The sequence below is a fragment of the Campylobacter concisus genome, assembly GCF_003048905.1.
In the GTDB taxonomy this organism is placed as follows: domain Bacteria; phylum Campylobacterota; class Campylobacteria; order Campylobacterales; family Campylobacteraceae; genus Campylobacter_A; species Campylobacter_A concisus_V.
Genome location: NZ_PIRO01000004.1, coordinates 54705 through 77564 on the forward strand (window position 1 = coordinate 54705; position 22860 = coordinate 77564).

General features: G+C 37.5%; 28 protein-coding genes. 12 read left to right on the top strand and 16 right to left on the bottom strand.

Going from position 1 to position 22860, the window contains the following annotated elements:
* Positions 1-71 precede the first annotated feature (71 nt).
* A complete protein-coding gene (locus CVS95_RS08100; RefSeq protein ID WP_107696243.1) occupies positions 72-2009 on the top strand; it encodes a BCCT family transporter in 1938 nt (645 codons plus the stop codon).
* A 357-nt stretch (positions 2010-2366) separates the two neighbouring features.
* Here the strand turns inward: CVS95_RS08100 and modD are convergent, their stop codons facing one another.
* The 10 genes from modD to CVS95_RS08150 all read right to left on the bottom strand — a co-directional run bounded on the left by modD (position 2367) and on the right by CVS95_RS08150 (position 9516).
* Entirely contained in the window at positions 2367-3200 is an 834-nt protein-coding gene (gene modD / locus CVS95_RS08105; protein ID WP_107696244.1) for a ModD protein, read from the bottom strand.
* A gap of 1 nt (position 3201) precedes the next feature.
* Positions 3202-3462 (bottom strand): helicase, encoded by a 261-nt coding sequence (locus CVS95_RS08110; RefSeq protein WP_107696245.1) that lies wholly within the window; start codon positions 3460-3462, stop codon positions 3202-3204.
* Between the two features lie 12 nt (positions 3463-3474).
* Positions 3475-4938 carry an alanine/glycine:cation symporter family protein gene (locus CVS95_RS08115; protein ID WP_234400050.1) on the bottom strand — a complete coding sequence of 488 codons (1464 nt, stop codon included), beginning with the start codon at positions 4936-4938 and terminating at the stop codon, positions 3475-3477.
* 14 nt (positions 4939-4952) lie between these two features.
* Positions 4953-7028 carry a heavy metal translocating P-type ATPase gene (locus CVS95_RS08120; protein WP_107696246.1) on the bottom strand — a complete coding sequence of 692 codons (2076 nt, stop codon included), beginning with the start codon at positions 7026-7028 and terminating at the stop codon, positions 4953-4955.
* Positions 7012-7335 carry an oxidoreductase gene (locus tag CVS95_RS08125; RefSeq protein WP_087585277.1) on the bottom strand — a complete coding sequence of 108 codons (324 nt, stop codon included), beginning with the start codon at positions 7333-7335 and terminating at the stop codon, positions 7012-7014. Before CVS95_RS08125 ends, CVS95_RS08120 begins: the two co-directional genes overlap by 17 nt.
* Entirely contained in the window at positions 7335-7649 is a 315-nt protein-coding gene (locus CVS95_RS08130) for a hypothetical protein (RefSeq protein ID WP_072594358.1), read from the bottom strand. Before CVS95_RS08130 ends, CVS95_RS08125 begins: the two co-directional genes overlap by 1 nt.
* Before the next feature lie 9 nt (positions 7650-7658).
* Positions 7659-8009: a hypothetical protein gene (locus CVS95_RS08135; protein WP_107696247.1), complete on the bottom strand. Its 351-nt coding sequence runs from the start codon at positions 8007-8009 to the stop codon at positions 7659-7661.
* Positions 8002-8652 (bottom strand): ferritin-like domain-containing protein, encoded by a 651-nt coding sequence (locus CVS95_RS08140; protein WP_107691924.1) that lies wholly within the window; start codon positions 8650-8652, stop codon positions 8002-8004. Before CVS95_RS08140 ends, CVS95_RS08135 begins: the two co-directional genes overlap by 8 nt.
* A complete protein-coding gene (locus tag CVS95_RS08145) occupies positions 8645-8968 on the bottom strand; it encodes an HMA2 domain-containing protein (RefSeq protein WP_107696248.1) in 324 nt (107 codons plus the stop codon). The genes CVS95_RS08140 and CVS95_RS08145 overlap by 8 nt, the downstream gene beginning before the upstream one ends.
* 101 nt (positions 8969-9069) lie before the next feature.
* Positions 9070-9516: a Fur family transcriptional regulator gene (locus CVS95_RS08150; protein ID WP_107696249.1), complete on the bottom strand. Its 447-nt coding sequence runs from the start codon at positions 9514-9516 to the stop codon at positions 9070-9072.
* Positions 9517-9666: 150 nt separating this feature from the next.
* Between CVS95_RS08150 and CVS95_RS08155 the strand changes: the two genes are divergently transcribed.
* Positions 9667-9876, top strand: coding sequence for a hypothetical protein (locus CVS95_RS08155; protein ID WP_002942234.1), 210 nt, complete (start codon positions 9667-9669; stop codon positions 9874-9876).
* A gap of 91 nt (positions 9877-9967) precedes the next feature.
* Here CVS95_RS08155 and CVS95_RS08160 read toward each other — a convergent pair whose 3' ends face one another.
* Positions 9968-10630, bottom strand: a complete 663-nt coding sequence (locus tag CVS95_RS08160) for a lipid-binding SYLF domain-containing protein (protein WP_107696250.1) — start codon at positions 10628-10630, stop codon at positions 9968-9970.
* 117 nt (positions 10631-10747) lie between these two features.
* Between CVS95_RS08160 and CVS95_RS08165 the strand changes: the two genes are divergently transcribed.
* Together CVS95_RS08165 and CVS95_RS08170 are read left to right on the top strand one after the other, a co-directional pair.
* Positions 10748-11356, top strand: a complete 609-nt coding sequence (locus CVS95_RS08165) for a trimeric intracellular cation channel family protein (protein ID WP_054196787.1) — start codon at positions 10748-10750, stop codon at positions 11354-11356.
* Positions 11353-12339 (top strand): SAM-dependent methyltransferase, encoded by a 987-nt coding sequence (locus tag CVS95_RS08170; RefSeq protein WP_107696251.1) that lies wholly within the window; start codon positions 11353-11355, stop codon positions 12337-12339. Before CVS95_RS08165 ends, CVS95_RS08170 begins: the two co-directional genes overlap by 4 nt.
* On the opposite strand, the gene ybaK is transcribed toward CVS95_RS08170, so the two are convergent.
* Positions 12328-12810 (bottom strand): Cys-tRNA(Pro) deacylase, encoded by a 483-nt coding sequence (gene ybaK, locus CVS95_RS08175; RefSeq protein WP_107696252.1) that lies wholly within the window; start codon positions 12808-12810, stop codon positions 12328-12330. The genes CVS95_RS08170 and ybaK overlap by 12 nt on opposite strands.
* 58 nt (positions 12811-12868) lie before the next feature.
* Between ybaK and fliL the strand changes: the two genes are divergently transcribed.
* The 3 genes from fliL to CVS95_RS09810 all read left to right on the top strand — a co-directional run bounded on the left by fliL (position 12869) and on the right by CVS95_RS09810 (position 14661).
* Positions 12869-13405, top strand: coding sequence for a flagellar basal body-associated protein FliL (gene fliL, locus CVS95_RS08180; protein ID WP_107696253.1), 537 nt, complete (start codon positions 12869-12871; stop codon positions 13403-13405).
* Positions 13402-13746: a holo-ACP synthase gene (acpS, locus tag CVS95_RS08185; RefSeq protein WP_107696254.1), complete on the top strand. Its 345-nt coding sequence runs from the start codon at positions 13402-13404 to the stop codon at positions 13744-13746. The genes fliL and acpS overlap by 4 nt, the downstream gene beginning before the upstream one ends.
* A 144-nt stretch (positions 13747-13890) precedes the next feature.
* A complete protein-coding gene (locus CVS95_RS09810; protein ID WP_107696255.1) occupies positions 13891-14661 on the top strand; it encodes a hypothetical protein in 771 nt (256 codons plus the stop codon).
* Between the two features lie 145 nt (positions 14662-14806).
* On the opposite strand, the gene radA is transcribed toward CVS95_RS09810, so the two are convergent.
* The 4 genes from radA to CVS95_RS08210 are packed head-to-tail and all read right to left on the bottom strand — an operon-like array spanning position 14807 to position 17975.
* The gene (radA, locus tag CVS95_RS08195; RefSeq protein WP_107696256.1) at positions 14807-16147 is read right to left on the bottom strand and encodes a DNA repair protein RadA; all 1341 of its coding nucleotides are present in this window, start codon (positions 16145-16147) and stop codon (positions 14807-14809) included.
* Positions 16122-16484: a VanZ family protein gene (locus CVS95_RS08200; RefSeq protein WP_107696257.1), complete on the bottom strand. Its 363-nt coding sequence runs from the start codon at positions 16482-16484 to the stop codon at positions 16122-16124. Before CVS95_RS08200 ends, radA begins: the two co-directional genes overlap by 26 nt.
* Positions 16477-17343 carry a signal recognition particle-docking protein FtsY gene (gene ftsY, locus CVS95_RS08205; RefSeq protein ID WP_087579297.1) on the bottom strand — a complete coding sequence of 289 codons (867 nt, stop codon included), beginning with the start codon at positions 17341-17343 and terminating at the stop codon, positions 16477-16479. The genes CVS95_RS08200 and ftsY overlap by 8 nt, the downstream gene beginning before the upstream one ends.
* Positions 17343-17975, bottom strand: coding sequence for a TlpA family protein disulfide reductase (locus CVS95_RS08210; RefSeq protein ID WP_107696258.1), 633 nt, complete (start codon positions 17973-17975; stop codon positions 17343-17345). The genes ftsY and CVS95_RS08210 overlap by 1 nt, the downstream gene beginning before the upstream one ends.
* Before the next feature lie 49 nt (positions 17976-18024).
* Between CVS95_RS08210 and CVS95_RS08215 the strand changes: the two genes are divergently transcribed.
* The 5 genes from CVS95_RS08215 to CVS95_RS08235 are packed head-to-tail and all read left to right on the top strand — an operon-like array spanning position 18025 to position 22652.
* Positions 18025-18657, top strand: a complete 633-nt coding sequence (locus tag CVS95_RS08215; protein WP_107696259.1) for a 5-formyltetrahydrofolate cyclo-ligase — start codon at positions 18025-18027, stop codon at positions 18655-18657.
* On the top strand, positions 18590-20143 hold the full coding sequence (gene rny, locus CVS95_RS08220; RefSeq protein WP_035167447.1) for a ribonuclease Y: 1554 nt from the start codon (positions 18590-18592) through the stop codon (positions 20141-20143). The genes CVS95_RS08215 and rny overlap by 68 nt, the downstream gene beginning before the upstream one ends.
* 9 nt (positions 20144-20152) lie before the next feature.
* Entirely contained in the window at positions 20153-20749 is a 597-nt protein-coding gene (locus CVS95_RS08225; RefSeq protein WP_054196777.1) for a lipid-binding SYLF domain-containing protein, read from the top strand.
* Positions 20749-21315 carry a DedA family protein gene (locus tag CVS95_RS08230; protein WP_021091280.1) on the top strand — a complete coding sequence of 189 codons (567 nt, stop codon included), beginning with the start codon at positions 20749-20751 and terminating at the stop codon, positions 21313-21315. Before CVS95_RS08225 ends, CVS95_RS08230 begins: the two co-directional genes overlap by 1 nt.
* On the top strand, positions 21312-22652 hold the full coding sequence (locus CVS95_RS08235) for a DUF945 family protein (protein WP_107696260.1): 1341 nt from the start codon (positions 21312-21314) through the stop codon (positions 22650-22652). Before CVS95_RS08230 ends, CVS95_RS08235 begins: the two co-directional genes overlap by 4 nt.
* Positions 22653-22860: the final 208 nt, after the last annotated feature.

Below are 22860 nucleotides of genomic sequence, written 5' to 3' on the forward strand. Positions count from 1 at the left end.
GAGAAAATTTGACCCATTTACTCTTTTTTGTTATTTTGAAATAAAGCTGAAATTTACAAAAAAGGAGAAAAATGATCAAATTTCAAAGGTCAAAATTTAACAATTCGGTATTTATCCCATCGCTTGTTGTCATATTTTTAATAACGGCATTTGCAGCAATATTTCCAAATTTCTCAAATGAGTTTTTTAAAGGTATGCAAAACTACATCGCGGCCAAATTTGGCTGGTTTTACATCCTGACCGTCGCCGTCATACTTCTAAGCATCATTATCCTTGGCTTTAGCAAGCTTGGCGAGATCAAGCTCGGAGCCGATCACGTAAAGCCGGAGCACAAAAATATCTCGTGGTTTTCTATGCTTTTTGCCGCCGGCATGGGCATCGGGCTTGTGTTTTTTGGCGTGGCCGAGCCGCTCATGCACTATCTAAATCCGCCGCTCGGCGACGCGCAAACTATCGCAGCGCAAAAGCTTGCAATGAATATCACCTTCTTTCACTGGGGTATGGGCGCATGGTCGGTCTATGCTATCGTGGCGTTAATTCTCGCCTTTTTCTCGTATAGACACGGCTTGCCGCTCACGCTTAGATCGGCGTTTTATCCGATAATCGGCGATAAAATTTACGGCAAGATCGGCAACGCTATCGACACATTTGCCGTCGTGGCGACGCTTTTTGGCGTGGCGACCTCGCTAGGATACGGCGTACTTCAGGTAAATGCCGGCCTTACGCACGTTTTTGGCCTGCCGACCATGCATATTACGCTTCTAATAGTGCTTTGTTTTGCAGCGACCATCTCGGCGGCTAGCGGCGTTGATAAGGGGATTAAAATTTTATCAAACGCAAACATTGCGCTAGCTATATGTTTTATGTTTTTGATACTATTTTTAGGCGATACGACGCAGCTTCTAAAGTCATTTGTACAAAACAGCGGCGACTACGTATCTACGCTCATCTCAAACACATTTAATCTCTACGCCTACGAGAGGCAAAATGAGAGCTGGCTTGGCGGCTGGACACTGCTATACTGGGCTTGGTGGCTATCTTGGTCGCCGTTTGTGGGACTATTTATAGCTAAAATTTCAAAGGGTAGGACGATAAGAGAATTTGTGATCGGCGTGCTTTTGGTGCCAACCGGCTTTACCTTTGCTTGGATGAGCTTTTTTGGCAACTCGGCGATTGCGCTTGTGCAAAGTGGATTTAGCGAGCTTGCCAGCACGGTAAATTCTGACTCGGCCTCGGCGCTTTTTATGTTTTTAGAAAAATTTAGCTTTTCAGGCGTGCTAAGCACGATCGCTGTCTTTATGATCGTCATATTTTTCGTCACTTCGGCTGACTCTGCGGCGATAGTTATGAATATGCTTTGCTCAAATGGCAAGGACGATACGCCGGTTTGGCAAAAGGTCTTTTGGGGCGTTACTGTGGGCGTCGTAGCGGCATTTTTGATGCTAGCCGGCGGTCTTGGCTCACTTCAAGCACTTACGATAACTACGGCGTTGCCGTTTGCCATAGTGCTACTTGGCGCCATTTACGGGCTATTTAAAGCCTTGCGCGTCGATGTGACCAAAAAAGAGACAAATAACTTTAATAATATGCCTCTTAGCGATCTTTCAAAGCCTTGGCAAGAGCGACTAAGCGCGATCATCACGCTACCAAGCAAAAAAGACGGCAGTAAATTTCTAAACGAAGTCGTGCTAAAAGCCTTTAACGAGCTAAAAGAGGAATTTGCCAAAAACGGCCTTGAGGCAAATGTAACAAAAGCTGAAAATTTCGTAAATTTAAACGTCGGGCTTGGCGACGAGATGGATTTTAGATACGGCGTATATCTCACCAAAAGCCAGAGCCCGGACTATACTAGAGAGCTTGAGGGCGACGATCTTTACTACAGAGCCGAGGTATATCTAAAAGAGGGCGGTCAAGACTACGACGTGCTTGGTTGGAGCGAGGCCACGCTGATAAACGACGTCATCGAGCAATACCGCAAACATATGCAGTTCTTGCATATAGTTAGGTAAATTTGCTCTGAAATTTGCCTGGAATTTGAAAATTTCTAGGCAAATTCTAAATTTTACTCACTCGTTATCGTTTGTTACTGAATTTAAAAGCGTGATATACTTGTTTGTAAATTTTAAAATTTAATTGAATTTATGCACGTGGTGTAAAGCAAGATATGAGTGTCCTTATTTTTTAGAGAAAACAAATTAGAAAATTTAACTTTATTAGTTTATATTTTTGCTTGTAGCTATGAAATAAATTTGAAATAAAAAATGTTAATTTTTTGTTGCATATCGTTCAAATTCCAGAGCCAAAATGCATTTTCTGTAAATTTTTAACTTTGATAGATATTTTGCTGTATCGGTCATTGTAAAAATTTATAAAATCTCAAGTCTGGTGCTGATATCAGCAACGCCTTTTGAATACATCGCTGATGTTACTATCGCATCGGCATTTGCGTAATCTTTTGCATTTGATAAATTTATACCACCGGCTGCTAGGATAATGGTATTTGGCGAAATCTCATCTCTTAAAGAGAGTACATTTTCGATGAGCTCTGGACTAAATTTATCGCACTGCACGACGTCGCAATTTGCTTTTAAAAGCTTGCTTACTTCGTCTAAATTTTCAGCTTCAATGCATACTTTTCGCTCAGCCATTTTTGCTTTAAACTCTGGCAAATGCGATAAAAATTTATCAAAGCTACCGTAGGCTTTCATGTGGTTTTTAAAAAATAAAATACTATCGCTAAGCCCAAGCCTATGGATGCCACCACCGCCTTCAAGTACGGCTTTTACGCAAAATTTCTTAGCAAACGGAAAACTCTTTCTAGTTGCCAACACTTCACATTTTTCATTGACGTACTTTGTGGCATTTACCATTTTATTTGTATAAGTTGCGATGGCACTGGCATATTCTAGTGCGACTTGAGCTAGTTTCCAAGCTTTATGCACATCTTCGTAGCTGCCATAAATTTTTATGATCACATCGCCAGCCTTGCAAATTTGAGAATTTTGCAGAAAAATTTCACTCTCGCACCCAAGTAGCCTCGCAACACTTGCGGCCACATCAACGCAGCTAACACAAATTTCATCACGTGAATAAATTTCAAGTGAGGCATTTTTATCGATATTTTGAAGCGACGTAGTAAGATCAAAGTAAGGTACATCTTCGTTTATATAGCTTAGAATTTCTGCGTCGCTAAGTATCATTTTATGCCTTTTTTACCTCATTTTTTGCTTTTATTATCATTTTTTTAAAGATTCCATTGTCATAAAGCCCAGCATGATAAAGAGCAAAACAAGTAAATGCAATGCCTGAAGCAACGTGAAATTTCTTAATGCTTTTATTTCTTTTCATAAAAAGGGCGCTTAAGCAAACTGAGGCTAAAGCGATGCCCATGCCGACTTTTGATACTTGCCTATGAGTGTTTATATCAAGTAGTTTGCCACTTATTTTTGTTTCTTTTTTCAAATTCTTCTCCATTTAGTTTTTATTCCAGCAACTTGTATTTTTGATGCCAAGGCCTTCTGGGTCAAATTCTGGATTTTGCCCAGCCTTTCTTTGAGCTTCGTAGTCTTTGACTGCTATTATCACTACTTTTGAAAGTAAGAATATAGCGATAATATTAATAGTTGCCATTGCAGCCATTGTGATATCAGCGATATTCCAAGCGAGCTTTAAATTCATCTGAGCACCAATAAATATCATAACGACAGCTGTTATCTTAAATAGCAACGTAAGCTTGTGGCTTTTGGTTAAAAATTTCATATTTGCCTGAGCGTAGTAGTAGTTGCCAATAAGCGAAGTGATGGCAAAAAGTACGACTGCAAGAGTGGTAAAATGAACTCCAAATTCACCAAAATACTCTTTCATCGCGGCTTGAACGAGTGGGAGGGCGGTTAGCACCTCGCCACTTGAGCCAGTCTGCTTCGTAAGATAGGCCTGTGAAAATAGCACGATCATACCAGAAGCTATACATATAGTCATATCTATAAAGACTGCTATTGCTTGAACTAGGCCTTGTTTTACTGGGTGGCTAGTATGTGCTGCGGCTGCTGCGTTTGGAGCTGAACCCATGCCAGCTTCGTTTGAAAAAAGGCCTCTTTTGATGCCTATTACGATCACGCTGCCGGCAAATCCGCCAAATATCGCTTTAAAATCAAAGGCATTTTCTAAAATCATCTTAACAACATCAGGAATTTCTTTGAAATTTAAAACGATAGCAATAAGTGCTAGCGAGATGTAGGCAAGTGCCATGAACGGCACGATGTATGAGCTTACTTTACCGATGATGTGACTTTTGCTAAAAAACATTACCGCCGCAAATGCCGTAAGAATAAGGCCGATGCCAACAGGTAGGCCGCTTTGTGCAAAGCTAACGTTGCTACCAGCTTTGTCGTAGTAAATTTCAAACGCTGATGTCATGGTATAGCTTTGAAGTCCGTTAAAGCCGTATGCGTAGGTAATGATGAGAATTATCGCAAAAAGCGAAGCCAACCACTTTATGCCAAGGCCATTTTTGATGTAATAAGCTGGACCGCCTTTAAATCCAAAAACGTCTTTTGTCTTATAAATTTGCGCTAACGTACTCTCTATAAAAGCTGAAGCCGATCCTAGAAAAGCCATCAAGCACATCCAAAAAAGAGCACCCGGACCGCCCGCAGCGATAGCAGCTGAAATTCCAGCGATATTGCCTATACCAACACGCGAAGCAGTCGAGATCATAAGTGCTTGAAACGGCGTTAAATGGTGCTTATTGTACTTGTCTTTTTTTTCTACTAAGACCCTGCAAGCCTCAAAAAACATCCTAAACTGCACAAAACGAGTCAAATAACTAAAATAAATTCCCGTAGCCACAAGAATAATGACTAAAAAATATCCATATAAAAAGTCGTTGGCTACGTCCATTTTGCCGTTTAAAAAATTTAAGAAACTATCAAGCACCATCTACCCTTTCAAATTTATTTTGATTTGAATTTTACGCCCTTCATTGAATTTAATAAAAGCCAAATCGTTGTACCATTATGAAGCATGGCAGTTGCTATTGGATTTAACATACCAAGTGTCGCAGCACTTAGTATAGCTGTGTTTACGCCAACGGTTGAGCGGAAATTTGAGCTAATTAAATCCATTGTTTTATTTGCTAGCTCTTTTACGAGAGCTACGCTCATGATATCATCTTTTAAAAGACTTATGTCAGCCGTCGCTTTAGCTATATCAGCACCCTTGTGCATACTTATGCCCACATTTGCCTTAGTTAGGCTTGGAGCATCGTTTATGCCATCTCCGACAAAGGCTACCTTTTTGCCCTCACTCTTTAGCTCTTCGATGATAGCTGCTTTATCTGTTGGTAAGCACTCCGCATAGACCCTATCAAGCCCAAGCTCACGTGCTACTTCTTCAGCCTTGCTTTTGATATCGCCGCTTAGCATGACGACCTCTTTTACGCCAAGGCTTCTTAGCTTTTTAACCATGTCTTTTGCGTTTTCTCTCATATCATCTTTCATAGCGATGACGCCAACTAGCTCTTTATCATATCCTACGTAGAGTAAGGTTAAACCGCTATTTAATGCTTTACTTATTAAAGCTTCATGAGCTTTAAAGCTTATCATCTCATCATCTTCTAAAAAGTGTCTACTACCTATAACCACCTCTTTGCCGTGCATCGCAGTTTTTACGCCGTGAGCTACGATAAATTCAACTTCATCGTGATGAATATGGTGGAAACCACGCTTATTTGCAGCTTCAACTATTGCTTCAGCTACTGGATGAAAGTAGTGCTCCTCGGCACTTGCAGTTAAATTTAATATATCATTTTGAGAAAAGCCCTCTTTAAATGAGTAAATTTCAACTACACTTAGGCGTCCATGTGTCAGAGTGCCGGTCTTGTCAAATACAAAAGTATCAACTGAGCTTAAAGCTTCAATCGCTTTTGCGCCTTTTACAAGAATGCCGTTTCTACCTGCTTTTGAGATGCTTGATTTAAAAGCAACTGGTGTAGCAAGTTTTAATGCGCAAGAGTAGTCCGCTTGAAGTACGCTAGCAACACTATTCATATTTTTATTTATAATGTATGAAAGTCCAGCAAGCGAGAGCGTAACAGGCACAAGTTTATCAGCTAGTTTTAACGCTTTTACACCAATGGCTGATTTTTCATTGAGTGAAGTTTGTATGTATTCTTTGATCCTAGCTGTCGCTGTGTCACTACCTACATTTTCAGCCCAAATTTTTATCCTACCTTCATCAACCACGGTGCCACTTATAACACGGTCGCCTCTAGCTTTTGGTATAGGTTCAGCCTCTCCGGTCATTGAGACTTGATTTACATCGGCGTTACCTTCAACGATATAACCATCAACGCCTATCGTCTCACCAGCTCCAACTACTACGATGTCGCCCTTTTTTAAATTTTCGGTTTTTACTTTTTCAAGCGTCTTTTCGCCATTTAAATTTCTCTCGACCCAGACTTCTTCGATATTTGGTTTTGCTAGCTCTTTGATGAGATCATCGCTTTTGTGACTGGCGCTTTCTTCCATATATTCGCCGATATTTATCATCAAATTTGTGCTATTTGCTGCTAAATGATCGCCCATTGCTAGGCTAGTGCCAATGGCAGTTGCCTCAAGTACTTTTGAAGTGACGCCCTCATGCCTTAGCTCTTTTGCACCCTCTATTAAATTTGGCGCTGTAGCATAAAGAGTCACGGCTGATTTTAGAGTTTTGTTACTCATAAATGGCGTTATACCAAGTGCGGCAGCAGCCTTATAGATATTTGCCTTGCTTGGCAAATTTGGATCTTTTGCCTTTGTTGGAAATTCATAGCTCTTTATAAAGTTTAAAATTTTATCGTAGTTTTTATTGTATTCAACGATAATACTTTTTGCGTATTTATTTACACGAACACTTAGTGCATCAGTTCGCTCTGAGATCGCAGCCTCGATAGCGCTGACGTCGCTTCTAGCGTTTAGGCTCTCGCAAATAAACCTCGCTCTATTTTTACTCTTGTGAGCTAGAGTGATCTTATTTTTGTGAGTCAAGTTCTGCTTTGACATCTTCAAAACGCTCTTTTAGTTCTTCTATGCCAGCATTTATAAGCTCGCCACCTTTGATAATCGCTTTAAATACGCACTCTTGTGCTTTTGGATTAGTTAGTACATAAGCTGCGATACCACCTAAAACTAGACCTTTTACAAAGCCAGCAGCATTAAAATTTTCAGGTACAAATGGTAAATTTTGAGCTGCATTGTTTATTGCGTTATCAATTGCGCTTGGCTGAGTAGCTGCTGCATTGTTAGCCACAGTTTCACTTGCTACGTTTTCTTCATTGATGTAAGGGTTATTCATTATTTACTCTCCAATTTTATTAGTTTTTCTGCTATCAAAAGACCGCCGATACCAGCTGCTGTAAAAGCTGCCGCATTTAGATATTTTTTTTGTGCTATTAAATTTGAAGCATGAATGCCAACAGCACCTACAAAACCACCTGTTACAGCGTATTTCGCTATCTTTTTAGCAACATCTTTTTTAGTCGCTCTATTATTTAGATAGTCGCTAAAGCCAAGTGCAGCTGCACCCATGCCAGCGACTAAAGCACCGCTGATGAAGTGATCAAATGGAAGCCTTGTGCTTGAAAGCGTAAAAAGACTATTTCCTTGCATTCTCTATCCTTATGCTATATCGTTTGGTGTGATAGCTTTTGGAGCAGCTGGCTTTTTAGCGCGTGGTTTTCTTGTTTTCTTTACCACTTTTTCAGCCTCTTTTTCTATTTTTTTAGCACCGCGTTTTGCTTTTTTCTCTTCTTTTACTATAAAGTCTTTTGCATCTTTTGCAACGCTTTTACCTTTTTTGTAAAGATCTTTTGCAGCCTCTTTGCCTTTATCTAAGCCTTCTTGGGCGTACTCTTTGATCTTATCTCTTTTATTCCAAGCAGCTATTGCTAAACCGCCTACTGCTAAACCTGCTAAAAATGGTAATGCCATTTTAAATCCTTTCTTTGTTTGATTTTGTAAATTATTCATTTTCTTCATCCTTATTAAAATTTTTGCTAACTACTGAAATGCCTAATGCCCCAAGCGCAAGTCCGCTAAAAAACGAGAAATTTGGATTATTAGTTATCTTTGCTAACTCGCTTTTATCAGCTTTGCCGCTTGCGATATTTTGCAAGCTTTTAGTTATCTCATTAAAGTCATTTTGATAGTTTTCTAAAATATTTGTTATACCATTTTGCTCAAAATTTTGTGAAATTTCATTTAAATTTAGCTCATTTTTTATTTCACAGCCACTATAAATTTCTTTTAAGCGTTGCTTTAAAGAGGCGATGTATTCATTGTTTGAAGTAGCCCAAAGTCTAAAAAATAGATCTTTTAGCTCTTCATCATCTAAGCTTTCACAAAATTTTTCATACATTTTATTTAGCTCTAACTCATAGTTTAAAGCTTGTATCAGCGCATCTTCTTTATTTTTTGCTGGCAAAAATATAGCTTCATTTTCGCAAGCAAGCTCATAATCATGTGTGCTCGCAAATTTTTCTATCAAGATGATCGCATTTTTTCTGATATTTGCGATCTCGTTAAAAACATCACCAAATGAAGCTAAATTTTCATATAAGCTAAGTGCGTTTTTTTCGCTGGTATATGATGCATTTAAAAGTTCATTAAGCATATTTCACTTCTTTTGCAACTTCATTTACTCTAGTTGAAATCTCTTCTAAATTTTGCCCTTTTAAAAGATCCTCCCAAAGGTTTTTTGGAAAAATTTCATGATCGTATTCGATCGTTACAGAGCCGATTAGCTTGTTAAATTTTACATTTTTTATACCATTTATTTGAGCTATCACATTATCTAGGCTAGCTAAATTTACGCTGCTACTTAGCTCTTTTATCTTTGGACTAACTCTTACTCTTAGTCTGCCGTTTGTGTGAGCTATCATTGAAAAATAACTTGCAACTTGTGCTAAAGTTTGTGTTTTTATATCCATTTTCATCCTTTTTTTAATTGCGTATTATCTATTTCACAGCTTAAATAAATCTGAAATTTTTTTGTTTTTCATTATCAAAAAGTAAAATGAAATGATAAAATTTAATTTTCATTTTTCTCTTGGCAATCACTGCAAATACCATAAAGTATCATCGTATGCGACTGCTCGCTAAAATTTTTTTCTTTGCAAATTTGCTCTTGCCTTTGCTCTATCATCTCATCTTTAAAATCAACTATCTTTTCACAAATTTCACATATCAAATGATCGTGCGAGGATTTTAAATTTAGCTCAAATTTCTTTACTCCATTTTCTTCAAAACAGTTTGCAAGATGATGCATTTCGAGAAAATTTAAAAACGAGTAAATTGATGTCATTGAAATTTCATTCTTGTGGATTTTGTAAATTTCTGAAGAAATTTCTTGAGCACTTAGATGAGAGTTACTAATGAAAAGTACATGCAAAATTTGTTCTTTTAACTCTGAGCTTTTCTGCCCAAAGGCTTCTAAAAACTCTTTAAAATGCTTATAAAATAGTTCAAAATTATCCACAAAAACCTAACTAAAATGATAATTAATATAAGGATTTTACAACTTTACTTATAAAAAAAGCATAAAATTTCTTACGAATTTCAAGTAAAGTATTTTATAAGATTGTTTTGGTATAGTGTCGCATTTTTTAAATCAAAATTAAGGAATAAAATGACTTACGACGAGCTTGAATTAGACGCCGTTTTGTTAGAGGTTTTAGAAAATAGAGGCAGTTTTGATTCTATGGACGATGAGGAGCTTTACGAGCTTATCGAACAAGTTGCACAATATACAGATGGCGATTACGAAGAAGCGTTTGAGTATATGACTCAATTTTCTCCAATCCCTAAAAAACGCTTTGTTTCACTATTTATGGTTTAGCAAAAAGCTAAGCCATAACTTCTATAAAATTAATCAAAAAAGTAAAAATAAAAAGAGCTCTTGACTCACTTAATGAGCCAAGAAATTTGAGCTATAAGAAATATTTTGAGATTATTTCTTTAAATTTTAGAGTGTATTTACTAGCTTTTGGGCTATTGTTGTAGATATTTTCAAAATCATACATTCGCTCATAGTAATCATTTGTATCTTGTCTATTTATTTTTAGCCTTGCCACATCTAAGCTAACTCCTACAAAAGCACCACTTGTCTTGCCACGCTCCTCAGCAAATGCTGAAATTTCAGGCAAATCACTTGTGATCGCTACTTCGTTACCAACGCCACCAGTTGCTTCTGCTTTTAGGCTGATCGTATCTTTTGCATTAAATAAATTTGCATAAGCTTCTGAATTTTTAAATAAGATGATCATGTCAGCTGAGCTGTAACCAAGCTGCAAGCCTATGCTTCCAGATGTGTAATTTACAAAAAATGGGCTTGACCATTCACCATCATCATTTTTAGCGATAAATACGCCTTTACCTGTTGAGCCAGTAACGATAGCGCCTGCTTTTGTTACATCAGGGATTATGGCGATCGCTTTTATACCTTCAAATTTAGTGTTTGGCTTTAAATTTCTTGCACCAAAAGCGTTTAAGATATTTATTGCATTTTTTAGCTTTTGATTTTGGATCACATCAGCATTTAAGTGTGACGTGAAAAATAAACCAGCAAGAAATATGATTAATAGTCTTTTCATTAAAATTCCTTCCTTAAACTTTTCGTTATTATAGCCTAAAATAAACTAATGGTAAAAATATTATTAATGATTTTTTATGAGAGTTCATTATAAAATGCGATCTTTTAAGGGAAAAATATGAGTTTAATACTTTTTGTCGAATACGTCGGTATCGCATCAGCTGCACTTAGTGGGTTTTTATTTGCAGTAAAAAAGGAGTGCGACTGGCTTGGAGTCTTTTTGTCTGCATTTTTGACCGCACTTGGTGGCGGTATCATGCGTGATATGCTCGTTGGCAGGGCGGTTTATTCATTTACACATTACATGCCAGTAAGCGTTGTTATTTTTATGTTGATTGTTTCAAGAGTGGCAAATTTACACATAAAAAGAGAAGGTTTGGAGCGAAAATTTGTATTCATCTTCGCCGATGCGATCGATGTTATCTGTTTTTCCATCGTGGGGGCAATGGTTGCCATTGAGTACAACTACAATATCTTTGGTGTGATGATGATCGCCTTTTTTAACGGAGTTGGCGGCGGTATCTTAAGAGATATTTTACTAAACGAAATTCCATGGTTTTTACGCACTGGACTTTACGGCACGATAAGCCTTGGTGTGGGGCTTGCTTACTTTGTGCTATATCATCTAGGCCTAACCAATATATTTTTTACTATGCTCTTGCTTGCTGCTGGCATTACAGTTAGGATGTTTGCGTTTTACAGAGGTTGGAAGCTACCTGATCTATGAAATTTAGCGAGTTTTTTAATATCTGGGTCAATGAAAACTACTATAAATTTGGCGTAGATATAGGTAAAAAGGGCGATTTTTATACAAATGTAAGCGTTGGCTATCTCTTTGGTGCTTGCCTTGCAAACTACTTTTTAAAGCTGCTTAAAAACGGCGAAATTTCTAGCTCTTGCAAGGTCGTAGAGATTGGCGCAAACTCTGGCGATATGCTAGCTGATTTTGCGCAAGGAATTTTTACGCTTGAGCCAGAAATTTTGCCAAATTTAGAGCTTATCATCATCGAGCCTCATGAAATTTTACGTAAAAGACAGCTTGAGACTTTTGCAAAACGCTTTGGCGATGACATCAAAATAAAACACTATGAAAATTTGGGCGAGTGCTCGTTTGATGAAATTTTTATCATCTCAAATGAGCTACTTGATGCATTTAGCTGTGAGGTGATAGATGGTGAGAATATGCTTTTTGTGGATGTTGATCTAAAATTTCACTGGCAAAAAGCAGATCAAAATTTACTAGCTCTTGCAAAGAAATTTGGCATAAAAAAGGGCGAGATATCAACTAGCTACGCTAAATTTGCAACTCAACTTGCAAATGCGGCAAAAAAGGTTAGATTTTTAAGCTTTGACTACGGCGAATTTGAGCCAAAAAATGAGTTTAGCCTAAGGATTTTTAAAGACCATCAAGTATTTTCTTTATTTGAAATTTCAGACCTTGAGCCATATTTTAAAAGATCGGATCTAACATATAGCCTTTGCTTTAAGCAAGTAAAAGAGGCTTTTTGTGAGGCTGGCTTTGAGATACTTAAATTTAAAAAACAAAATGATGCTTTGGTTAATGATCTTAGCGTGGATGAAATTTTATCTTTAGTGCTTGAAAAAGGTAGCAAGCAAGCCTATGAAAATGCAGCTAAACAAGCAAAATTTCTACTTTCACCTGAGCTTTTAGGTGAGAAGTTTAAATTTATAGAGTTTTTAAAGAGCTAGCCTAGCGATATTGGCAAAACTTGCCTCGCAAGCCTTTAAAAGATCATTTGGTGCTATTTTTATTTGTTTGCCTCTCACTCCAGCGCTTACTAGCACGTATTCTTGTTCTTTTGCACGTTCATCGATAAATGTTGCAAAGTGTTTTTTCATAGCAAGCGGTGAGCAGCCGCCCCTGATGTAGCCAGTGATCTTTTCTAGGTCTTTCAAATTTATAAGCTCACAGCGTTTGGCGCCACACGCGTGAGCAAGTGCTTTTAGATCAAGCTCCAAATCGCCCTGTAAGCAAGCAACAACGAAATTTTTAGGCTCGCACTCACAAACAATAGTTTTGTAAATTTGCTTTATATCTTGCTTGGCGCTAACTGCTACGTGAATGGCTGAAAGATCGTTTAAATCAACTTCATACTCTAAAATTTCATAATTAATTTTTAGCTTGTCTAAAGCTCTAGCAGCATTTGTCTTATGTATCATTTTTTCTCATTTTTGCGAATTTTTTGTATAATTATAGCCAAAACTTAAAGGAGGAAAGATGGCTGAAGAAGTTGAAGAGAAAAAGGCAAAAAAAGGTGGCAATGGTGCATTAATGATAATTATCATTGCGATATTTGTTTTGCTACTAGTTATTGGAGGGCTAGTCGCGTTTTTGATGCTTAGTTCTGACGAGCCAAAAGAGGCAAACATGATGCAAGCACCAGCTCAGGCTCAAACACAGTCCATGCCAGCTCAAAATAAGTCAAAGCATGGCAGCAATGACTATTCAAATATGGGGCCGATATATCCGCTTGATCAGTTTATTGTAAATTTGCTTAGCGAAAATGGCTCAAGATTTCTTAAAACTAAGATCGATATGGAGCAAAGCGATGAGTTGCTAACTCCTGAGCTTGATAAGAAAAAAGCACTTTTAAGAGATATTATCATCAGAACACTTTCGTCAAAAACTTACGAAGAAGTAAGCACCGCAAAAGGCAAAGATAGGCTAAAAGACGAGATCGTCGGCAAGCTAAATGAAGTGCTAAATGATGGCTACATCAAAAATATATTTTTTACTGATTTTGTGGTGCAATGATAGGCATTGATATCGTTAAGATAGATAGAATTTCTAGACTTAAAGCTCGTTACGGCGAGCTTTTTCTAAAAAGATTTTTAAGCGATGATGAGATCACACTAGCAAAAAATGATGCAACTTTGGCTGGATTTTGGGCGGCCAAAGAAGCAGCTAGTAAAGCTCTTGGTGTGGGTATCAGCAAAGAGTGTGGCTTTTTGGACATTGAGCTTAGCAAAGACGCAAAAAATGCACCAAAGATAAAATTTAGCCCAAGAATTTATACAAATTTTAATATCAAAGAAGCAAGCCTTAGCATAACTCACGACGGCGGATTTGCCGTAGCTGCAGTGATGATTGTCTAAAATTTATGCATTTTTACAAAGCTTTTTAATATCTTTTAACTACTTCTGATAAATTTAAAAAACGTATTTTTATAAAATTTTTTAAAGAAAAGACGATATCTTTAATTAAGATTGAATGGAGCTAAAGAGACTAAGGATAGTAAAATGCAAATTTCTAATAATTTTTCAACTCCTAACTATCTCTCAAGAGAGAACATAGCAAGAGAGATGGGGTTTAAATTTAACGATATAAACGAGATACTTAGTAACGATATGGGTCATGGCATGACATTTCCTAAGTATATGAGCCTAGACGATAAAGCTAAAGCAAGGGAATACGACAGATATGAGCACTCACTCACCGGCTTCGTAAAAGGTGAAGGAGAGGCGAGAGTAAGCATACTTGGCAAGCTTATGAGCTATGACGATGCTTTTTCAAAAGATGAGATAGATGAGCTAAAGAAATTTATAGATGATAGTAGTGCTTTAGGGCTTGAGAGAGCTTTTGGTGACTCAGAGACTTTATCTGTTAACGAATTTATAAAAAGATATACCAGAAAGCATGGTTTCTCTGACTTTACCTTTGGTGGAACAAAAACAGCCGAGTTACTTGATAGCGATATGAGCGTTGATGAGTTTAAAGAGGAGTGGACTAAATATGCACTAAAAAAGCGCTTTGGTTTAGAGCTTGACGAGGAGCTAGCAAAAGAGACTATAAATTCTATCAATGATCTTGAAACACAAAACAAAGAAGATAAAAAAGAGAAGAAATTTACACCTATACAAGTTACTAAAAAATCTCACACCTATAAGCTTGAAGCCGATGAGAGATTTAAAGAGCTTTATAAATTTATAAAGAGTGAATTTGATAGTGGCAAGAGCATGTTTGAAATTTTAGAAAAAGTGGCAAAGCTTAAAGTGGATAAGAGGGCATAGGTATTTTATAAGCAAAGAATGGAATTTTTATAATTTAAATTTCAAAGAAAAAGCATAGATGCTCTCAGAATTATACAAAAGATAAATTTTAAAAAACATGTCCTAGCCAGCAAAGTATTGATATTAAGTCGCTAGCAAGACAAATTTACATCCACTCAAGCACTTGCGTGATATCTTTTGCGTAAAAGCATTTTAGCCCTTGCGTGTCAAGCGGTTTGTTTGGAATAATAGCATTTTTAAATTTCTGCATTTTCGCCTCTTTTAGGCGCTGATCGAGGTTGAAAATTTCTCTTATCTCGCCGTTTAGACTTAGCTCACCGATGAATACGCTATCCTTGCTAATAGGGCGGTTTTTGAAGCTACTGATTATCGCCGCGATGACGGCTAGATCAGCCGCAGTCTCGCTTATTTTAACGCCACCTGAAACGTTTATGAAGACGTCGTAGTGTCCAAGTGGAATTTCTAGTTTTCGCTCAAGAAGTGCGAGCAGCATATCCAGGCGGTTTCTCTCAAAGCCAGTCGAACTTCGTTTTGGATAGGCACTTTCGCAAACAAGTGCTTGTATCTCGATGCTAAGTGCTCTTGAGCCTTCCATTATGATGGTGATCGCACTGCCACTCATCGCTCCGCCACGCGTGAAAAATTTACTCGAGACTTCATTTGCGCTCACGAGTCCGTGCTGGCTCATCTCAAAGATGCCAACCTCGCTTGTCGAGCCAAAGCGGTTTTTAAACCCACGCAAAATTCTCAGCTCTCTACTCGCATCGCCCTCGAAATAAAGCACCACATCGACCATATGTTCAAGCACTCTGGGCCCTGCGATCGAACCCTCTTTAGTAATATGACCGATGATGAAAACGCAGATATTTTGGCTCTTTGCAAGTCTCATCAGCTCAAATGTGATCTCACGAACCTGCGTGATCGAGCCTGGAGCGGAGGTTATATTTTGGCTATAAAGCGTTTGTATGGAGTCAATGACTAGCACCTTGTAGTCGCTCTTTTGCACTTCTAGCAGGATATCTTCTAGGCAAATTTCAGTTAGCAGGTATAAATTTTTATCCACCGCATTTAGCCTGTCGGCTCTCATTTTTATCTGGCTTTGACTCTCTTCACCGCTTACATAGAGCGTTTTTTTACCGTCTTTTGCTAAATTCGAGCCAATTTTTAGAAGCAGAGTTGATTTGCCGATGCCCGGACTACCACCTATTAAAACTAGCGACCCCTCCACAACACCGCCACCAAGAACAAGATCTAGCTCGCTATCTTTGGTGCTAAATCTCGTGAAATTTTGAATTTCTACCTCGTCGATGCTTACGGCCTTGCTAGGTGCGCCGCTACTTTTTGCCATCTCTTTGCTTATCTTTATCTCTTGCTGGCTAAGCTCGACAAAGCTATCCCAAGCCCCACATTGTGGGCATTTGCCTAGCCATTTGCTCTGCTGATTTCCGCACGCTTGACATTCAAAAACTGGCTTTGCTTTTGCCATAAATTATCCTTTTTAAAAATTCAACTACTATCACTCCAAAAGCCGCTCCGATCATGTCAGCCACGATGTCAAGCAAGCTAAAGCTCCTGTTTGGTAAAAATGCTTGAATGAGCTCTATTTGCACGCCGAAGGCTAAAAGCAGGGCTAAATTTTTAAAAATTTTAAACTCATAGCCAAGATAGAGCAGGATGTATAGGACGCAAAAAGCTAAAAAATGATTTGCTTTATCCCACGAATTTTCGATGATCGTGGGACTTTTTGGAGTAAATGCAAGAAAATCGATCGCCAAAAGAGCAGCGAAAAAGCAAATTTTACTAAGAAATTTTACGCTACTCAAAAATGGCGTCCATTAGCTCGTCTAAAAACTCGTCTGGATTAAATTTGATGATATCATCCATGCTCTCGCCAACGCCTATATAAAATATAGGTAGCTCAAGCTCTCTTGCCACACCAAATAGTGCTCCGCCCTTTGCGGTGCCATCAAGCTTTGTGATGATGACACCATCAAGCGAGACAATATCGTTAAATGCTTTCGCTTGTGCAACTCCGGCGTTACCTTGCGTTCCATCAAGAATCAAAATTTTTCGGTGAGGTGCTTTTTCGTAAGCTTTTTTGCTAATACGAACGATCTTTTCTAGCTCGTTTGCCAAATTTGTCTGGTTTTGAAGTCTGCCGGCTGTGTCAAGTATAACTCGGTCAATACCTTTTGCAAGGGCTGAGCTGATCGTGTCGTAAGCAACAGCTGAAGGGTCGTGACCTTGCTGTGTTGCGACTATTGGCACATTTAGCCTAATTGACCACTGGCGCAGCTGCTCGATCGCTCCAGCTCTAAATGTATCACAAGCGCCTAAAATGACGCTTTTGCCGTTATTTTTATATAAATTTGCAAGCTTTGCGATTGTGGTCGTCTTGCCAGCGCCATTTACGCCGAGGATGAGATCGACAAATGGCTTATCAGGCTCTATCACGCGCTCGTTTTCGTAGATAAAATAGCTACTCATAACGCGCCTAAGATCAGCTCTGCTCACTTCATCTTGTGGTGGCAAGTAGTATAAAATTTCCTCCACGATCTCGTAAGCTACGTCAGCTTCAAGCAAAATTTCTTCTAAGCTCTCTTTGTCTATCTTTTTTGACTTCTTAGCTGAGCTTATCGCTCCAAAAGTCTTCTCAAGGCCTTTTTTTAGAAAGTCAAGCATTATTTTGTGGCCCTATTTATGTCGTTTTCAAGCATCTCTTCAGGCACAAGACCGATGTAGCCTTGAACGTAGTCACCATTTGCTTTAAAAAGTGCTGACGCAGGCAATCCTTTTATGCCACCCATCGCTTTTTCAAATAAAAAATTTCCCTCGCCAACCGCGACTTCGTATTTTATTTTATATTTTTGAGCAAAATCTTTTACTTCATCTTCACTTTTGTCTTCAAGTAGCACGCCAACGATATCTAGCTCGTTCTTAAATTTTTCGCTTAGGTTGTTTAAGTGCGGGATCTCAGCCTTGCAAGGAGGGCACCAAGTGGCGAAAAACACATAAAGTGTTGCTTTTTTACCATCTTTTACGTCAAAGCCATTACTCCTTTTTGTAATCTGCATAGTTGTGCCACTTAGCAGCTTTAGATTTATCTCTTTTATCTCGCTGTCTTGGACACTTTCACTCATTTTTGGAGTGAGTGAGTCTTTGTTTAAATTTTCATCTTTGCTAGCATTTTTATCTAAAATTTTGCCTTGCGTTTGTTCGCTTGTATTTTGCTCTTTTTTTTGCTTGTTCTCGTCGCCGCATCCAAAAAAAGCAAAAATGCAAAGTGATGTTATAATTGCTCGTTTTAATGTCATAAATTTCCTTTTGAATAAGATTTCAGGATTATACAAGAAAGAGCATAAAATGAGCGTTAATTTAGAAAAAAATGAATTTAGAAAAAATGCAAGAGCAAATTTAATGAAACTTACTAAATTTAAGGCCAAATGCTCGCACTATAAAGCTACGAAAACGCTTTTGAAATTGATAAATTTTACAAATTCTAAGAAAGTATTGTTTTATTTGCCACTTAACTACGAAGTTGATGTGCTTAAAATAAGGCGAAATTTATCACATAAATGTGAAATTTTTGCCCCTTTTATGGTAGGTCTTAGCTTAAAGATGGTAAGATTGCGACTGCCATTTATAACTTATAAATTTAACGTCAGACAGCCATCTGGCAAAAAAATGGATAATGTTAGACTTGATATGGCAGTAGTTCCAGCGATTGGGGTTGATGGAACTATGGCTAGGATAGGGCATGGAAAAGGATTTTATGATAGATTTTTTGACTCTTTGCCTATTAAGCCAAAACGGATAGTTTTTCTTGAGATAAAAGACTTTTATACCAAAGATGTGCTTTCAAATGCACAAGACGCGGTAGGAGACTTTTATATAACCCCAAGTAAAAATTATATAAAAAGAGGAATAAATGATAGAGGTTTTAATAGGCTTAGGAGCCGGTGTGGCGGGCGTTGGAGCAGGGTATCTATACGCTAAAAAGATAAATGATGCAAACTACAACATCTTCTTAGAACAAGCAAAAGCAAAAGCAAAAGCTATTGAGTATGAAGCTGAGCTAACGCTTAAAAATTCTAAAATTTCAGTACAAGAGGCTGAATTTGAGGCTAAAAAAAGATACGACGATAAGACTACAAAGCTTCAAAAAGAGTATGCAAGTAAATTTGATGAACTAACCAAAAAAGAGAAAATTTTGCTAAATGAGCAAGAGCTTTTAAACGAGAGTAAAGAGCTTTTTGAAAAAGATAAGCAAGACGCAAAGATCACTTACGAAGAGGGTTTAAATTTAAAAGCGACTTATCAAAACAAAGTAGAAGAGGCGATAAGAGTGCTTGAGCACGCTGCTGGCTTAACAGAAGAAGAAGCAAAAGAGGTCGTGCTTAAAAAGGTCGAGGAGAAGTCTCGTGCGGATATCGCTCATATCGTTAGAAAATACGAAGAAGAAGCAAAAAGAGAGGCTAAAAAGAGGGTTAATTACATTTTGGCGCAGGCTACGTCAAGATTTGCTGGAGAATTTGCGGCTGAGCGTCTGATAAATGTCGTAAATATAAAAAACGATGAGCTAAAAGGTAGGATCATTGGCAAAGAAGGACGTAACATCAAGACCCTTGAAATGGTGCTTGGCGTTGATATCATCATCGATGATACACCTCACGCGATTATACTAAGCAGCTTCAATCTTTACAGACGTGCGATCGCAACAAGAGTGATCGAGCTTTTGGTGGAGGACGGCAGAATTCAGCCAGCGAGGATAGAAGATCTTCACAAAAAAGTAACTGAAGAATTTGAGCAAAGCATACAAGAAGAGGGCGAAAACATCGTCATGGATCTTGGTCTAAATAAAATTCATCCAGAGATCGTAAAACTGATAGGCAAGCTTAAATTTAGAGCAAGTTATGGTCAAAATGCCTTGGCTCATAGCCTTGAAGTAGCTCACCTTGCTGGCATCATTGCAGCTGAGTGTGGTGGAGATGAGAAGCTTGCAAAAAGAGCTGGCATACTTCACGATATCGGTAAGGCGCTAACTCACGAGTACGAGGGCAGTCACGTTGATCTTGGAGCAGAAATTTGTAAGCGCTACAAAGAGCATCCAGTTGTCATTAACGCTATCTACGCTCACCACGGCCACGAAGAGGCGACAAGTATAGAAAGTGCAGCTGTTTGCGCAGCTGATGCACTAAGTGCGGCTCGTCCAGGTGCAAGGCGTGAGGTGCTTGAGAGCTTCTTAAAGCGTGTCGAAGAGATCGAAAACATCGCAAAAAGTAAAGATGGCATCAAACAAGCTTATGCGATAAATGCAGGCCGTGAAATTCGCGTCATAGCAAACGCTAAGCTCATAAACGACGACGAGGCCGTGCTTGTAGCAAAAGAGATAGCTCAAGAGATCGAGAGCAAGGTGCAGTATCCTGGTGAGATAAAAGTAAGCGTTATCAGAGAGACTCGCGCTGTTGATTTTGCAAAATAACGGCAAAATATGAAATTTCTTTTTTCAATTTTATTATTTTTCTCACTTGGCTTTGCCAGCGAGGAGCTCGTGCTGGACTCGGCAAACTCGTTTATAACAACGATGAGAGGCGCTAGAAACGCTCCTATAAAAGAGCTAATCGAGCAGTCAAAAGCGACTATCATCTTTCCAAGTGTTAAAAAGGTCGGTTTTGTTGTTGGTGGCATGGGCGGAGATGGCATCATGGTTGTTGGCAACATTAACTCGCCAAGTGAAATTTTACCAGTTAGTATAAGTGGCGGCAGTATCGGTATACAGCTTGGTTATGAAGATAGTTCGCTTGTGCTTTTTATATTTAAAGATAGCATTATCCATGATATTAAAGATGCCAAGATCACGCTTGATACAAAGCTGTCAGTAGCTTTTGGTGACATTGGACGCAATTACAGTAAAGTAAGCGATTTTAAATTTTCAAGTGATATATACGCATATGCTGCAAATGATGGGTTTTTTGCGGGAGCTAGTTTTGGTGGAGCAGTCATCAGTGCAAGAGAAGAAATTTTAAAGCAAAGTGGCTATGCATACGAACAGCTAATAGCCTCCGCATCTAAACTTTTAGGAGATTAATGCAAGATATCATAAATTCAGTTTCAACATACGGCTATATTGTATTGTTTTTTTATAGCCTTGGTGGTGGCATGGTTGCATTAATCGCCGCTGGAATTTTAAGTTTTGCTGGCAAGATGGATATCACTCTTAGTATAATTGTCGCTGCTGTGGCAAATACAATTGGTGACACACTAATTTTTTATGTCGCAAGATTTAATAAAAACTCACTTATGCCTTATATTAAAAATCATAAAAGAAAGCTTGCTTATGCAGGAATTTTGGCTAAAAAACATGGCGATAAGATAATATTTATCAAAAAATTTATCTACGGAGTTAAAACTTTGGTTCCTATCGCACTTGGACTTACGAAGTATTCATTTTATAAATTTAGCATTATAAATTTGATCTCGTCAGTGCTTTGGGCGGTCATTATCGGATTTGCCAGCTTTAAAGCGGGTGATTATTTTGTAGGTGCAAGTGACTATCTTGGCGAGCATGGATATATTATGCCTCTTGCTATGGTTTGTTTGTTGCTTGGAATTTGGTTTTTTTTACAACATATTACAAAAAGGAGAAAAGCATGAAAAAGGTGATATCTGCTTTAATCGTAGTTATCGTGGTAGCCATTGGAGCGGTTTATTTTGCTTCAAATGAGGTAGAGAAAAACTATCAAAGGATAGTGAATGATATAAACAATATTAAGGGCTTTAAAATTTCTAATAACAATTATAAAAAAGGATTTTTTGGCTCAAAAGGATCATTTGATTTTAGTGTTTCAAAAGATCTTTTGGAAAATATATTTGGTAAAAATGTAAATGAGGATTTGGTTTTTAAAGTAGAAAATGAAATTTCTCATACAGTGCTTGCTTTTATAGATGGCTTTGAAATAGACTCAAAAATTTCTATTCAAAACGATATGATTAAAAATATTATCGCAACATTCATGGGTTCAAATGTCATTGCAACAACTAAAACAAAAGTTAGCCTAACTGGCGATAAAGATGTGGATATTAAATTTAGCAATATTGAATTTAATGATAAGCAAAAAACCGCCGTTAATACAAAAGATATAAAGATTGGTATGACGCTTGATTCAAAAGATAATATAAACAGCTTAAAAGTTGAAGCAGATAAGATTGTTTTGAAAGATTTTAGTGAGTACAACAAAGTTGATCTAAATATCGAAGGGTTTTATATTGACTCAAGCTATCAAGAGCCAGTTAAGATTTCAAAAATTTTAGAAAGCCAGCTTGTACCTTATATAGCAAAAGTTAAATTTAAAAGGGTGTCTTTCGCATCTAATGATGTAAGTAATGTTTTGATAGATGACTTTAAGTATGACTCAAAATTTGAAATCTCAAATGATCTTGGAAGATCAGACGATGTTATAAAAATAGGTATAGTAGCAGTTGATAAAGTAAAATATACAGATTTTGTCTTTGATAGCAAAATCGCAAATATCAATGTGCCTGCATTAAATAATGTATTAGACAAGCTTAATAATTTAAATAATGAAGAAAATTATAATGTTTTAGCTGGATTAAATTTTGATGAGATAATAGATCAAATCTTAGAAAAGAATCCAAGTATAAAAATAGATACATTAAGCTTTAAAAAAGGAGATAAGGCTTTAAGGCTAAATTTGGATGCAGCAGTAAATGGCTTTAAAAAGGGAACAAATCAGTCAGAAATTTTTGATAAATTATCTCTTAGTGGAAAAATAAGCGTCGATGAAAGTCTGGCGAATTTTTTTGATACATTGGTACCAGAAGTAGCTTTTGTTGAGCCTACTTTGATATCTGCTGGATATTTTAAAGAAGAGGGCAAAAAAGTGCTAAGCGAATTTAAATATGAACCAAACAAAAAAGATATTATATTTAATGAAAAAGTTGGACTTCAAAATTTCTTTATGGGTTTTTAAAAAATTAGCCTGATTTTTATCTGCATTTAAGCATCACTTCTATATACTTCACTTTCTGTTTTGCAAAACGCAGAGCAGAAAGTTCTTTTAACTTACAATTGTTAAACTATTAGTCAATCTTTGAAATCTAAACAAGTGATCGATTGAGCCAGTCTATTATTTTATAATTATAATAGATTAGACAAACTAATAAATAAAACTAAAAGTT

What these genes read in the sequence shown, in the direction of transcription:
- CVS95_RS08115 (WP_234400050.1), bottom strand. Translation starts at nt 4,938, where the DNA reads ATGGTGCTTGATAGTTTCTTAAATTTTTTAAACGGCAAAATGGACGTA.
- CVS95_RS08160 (WP_107696250.1), bottom strand. Translation starts at nt 10,630, where the DNA reads ATGAAAAGACTATTAATCATATTTCTTGCTGGTTTATTTTTCACGTCA.
- CVS95_RS08210 (WP_107696258.1), bottom strand. Translation starts at nt 17,975, where the DNA reads ATGACATTAAAACGAGCAATTATAACATCACTTTGCATTTTTGCTTTT.
- CVS95_RS08140 (WP_107691924.1), bottom strand. Translation starts at nt 8,652, where the DNA reads ATGCTTAATGAACTTTTAAATGCATCATATACCAGCGAAAAAAACGCA.
- CVS95_RS09810 (WP_107696255.1), top strand. Translation starts at nt 13,891, where the DNA reads ATGCAAATTTCTAATAATTTTTCAACTCCTAACTATCTCTCAAGAGAG.
- CVS95_RS08100 (WP_107696243.1), top strand. Translation starts at nt 72, where the DNA reads ATGATCAAATTTCAAAGGTCAAAATTTAACAATTCGGTATTTATCCCA.
- ftsY (WP_087579297.1), bottom strand. Translation starts at nt 17,343, where the DNA reads ATGCTTGACTTTCTAAAAAAAGGCCTTGAGAAGACTTTTGGAGCGATA.
- ybaK (WP_107696252.1), bottom strand. Translation starts at nt 12,810, where the DNA reads ATGATACATAAGACAAATGCTGCTAGAGCTTTAGACAAGCTAAAAATT.
- CVS95_RS08215 (WP_107696259.1), top strand. Translation starts at nt 18,025, where the DNA reads ATGAGCGTTAATTTAGAAAAAAATGAATTTAGAAAAAATGCAAGAGCA.
- fliL (WP_107696253.1), top strand. Translation starts at nt 12,869, where the DNA reads ATGGCTGAAGAAGTTGAAGAGAAAAAGGCAAAAAAAGGTGGCAATGGT.
- modD (WP_107696244.1), bottom strand. Translation starts at nt 3,200, where the DNA reads ATGATACTTAGCGACGCAGAAATTCTAAGCTATATAAACGAAGATGTA.
- CVS95_RS08145 (WP_107696248.1), bottom strand. Translation starts at nt 8,968, where the DNA reads ATGGATATAAAAACACAAACTTTAGCACAAGTTGCAAGTTATTTTTCA.
- radA (WP_107696256.1), bottom strand. Translation starts at nt 16,147, where the DNA reads ATGGCAAAAGCAAAGCCAGTTTTTGAATGTCAAGCGTGCGGAAATCAG.
- CVS95_RS08230 (WP_021091280.1), top strand. Translation starts at nt 20,749, where the DNA reads ATGCAAGATATCATAAATTCAGTTTCAACATACGGCTATATTGTATTG.
- CVS95_RS08165 (WP_054196787.1), top strand. Translation starts at nt 10,748, where the DNA reads ATGAGTTTAATACTTTTTGTCGAATACGTCGGTATCGCATCAGCTGCA.
- CVS95_RS08225 (WP_054196777.1), top strand. Translation starts at nt 20,153, where the DNA reads ATGAAATTTCTTTTTTCAATTTTATTATTTTTCTCACTTGGCTTTGCC.
- acpS (WP_107696254.1), top strand. Translation starts at nt 13,402, where the DNA reads ATGATAGGCATTGATATCGTTAAGATAGATAGAATTTCTAGACTTAAA.
- CVS95_RS08170 (WP_107696251.1), top strand. Translation starts at nt 11,353, where the DNA reads ATGAAATTTAGCGAGTTTTTTAATATCTGGGTCAATGAAAACTACTAT.
- CVS95_RS08130 (WP_072594358.1), bottom strand. Translation starts at nt 7,649, where the DNA reads ATGCAAGGAAATAGTCTTTTTACGCTTTCAAGCACAAGGCTTCCATTT.
- CVS95_RS08125 (WP_087585277.1), bottom strand. Translation starts at nt 7,335, where the DNA reads ATGAATAACCCTTACATCAATGAAGAAAACGTAGCAAGTGAAACTGTG.
- CVS95_RS08135 (WP_107696247.1), bottom strand. Translation starts at nt 8,009, where the DNA reads ATGAATAATTTACAAAATCAAACAAAGAAAGGATTTAAAATGGCATTA.
- CVS95_RS08155 (WP_002942234.1), top strand. Translation starts at nt 9,667, where the DNA reads ATGACTTACGACGAGCTTGAATTAGACGCCGTTTTGTTAGAGGTTTTA.
- CVS95_RS08235 (WP_107696260.1), top strand. Translation starts at nt 21,312, where the DNA reads ATGAAAAAGGTGATATCTGCTTTAATCGTAGTTATCGTGGTAGCCATT.
- rny (WP_035167447.1), top strand. Translation starts at nt 18,590, where the DNA reads ATGATAGAGGTTTTAATAGGCTTAGGAGCCGGTGTGGCGGGCGTTGGA.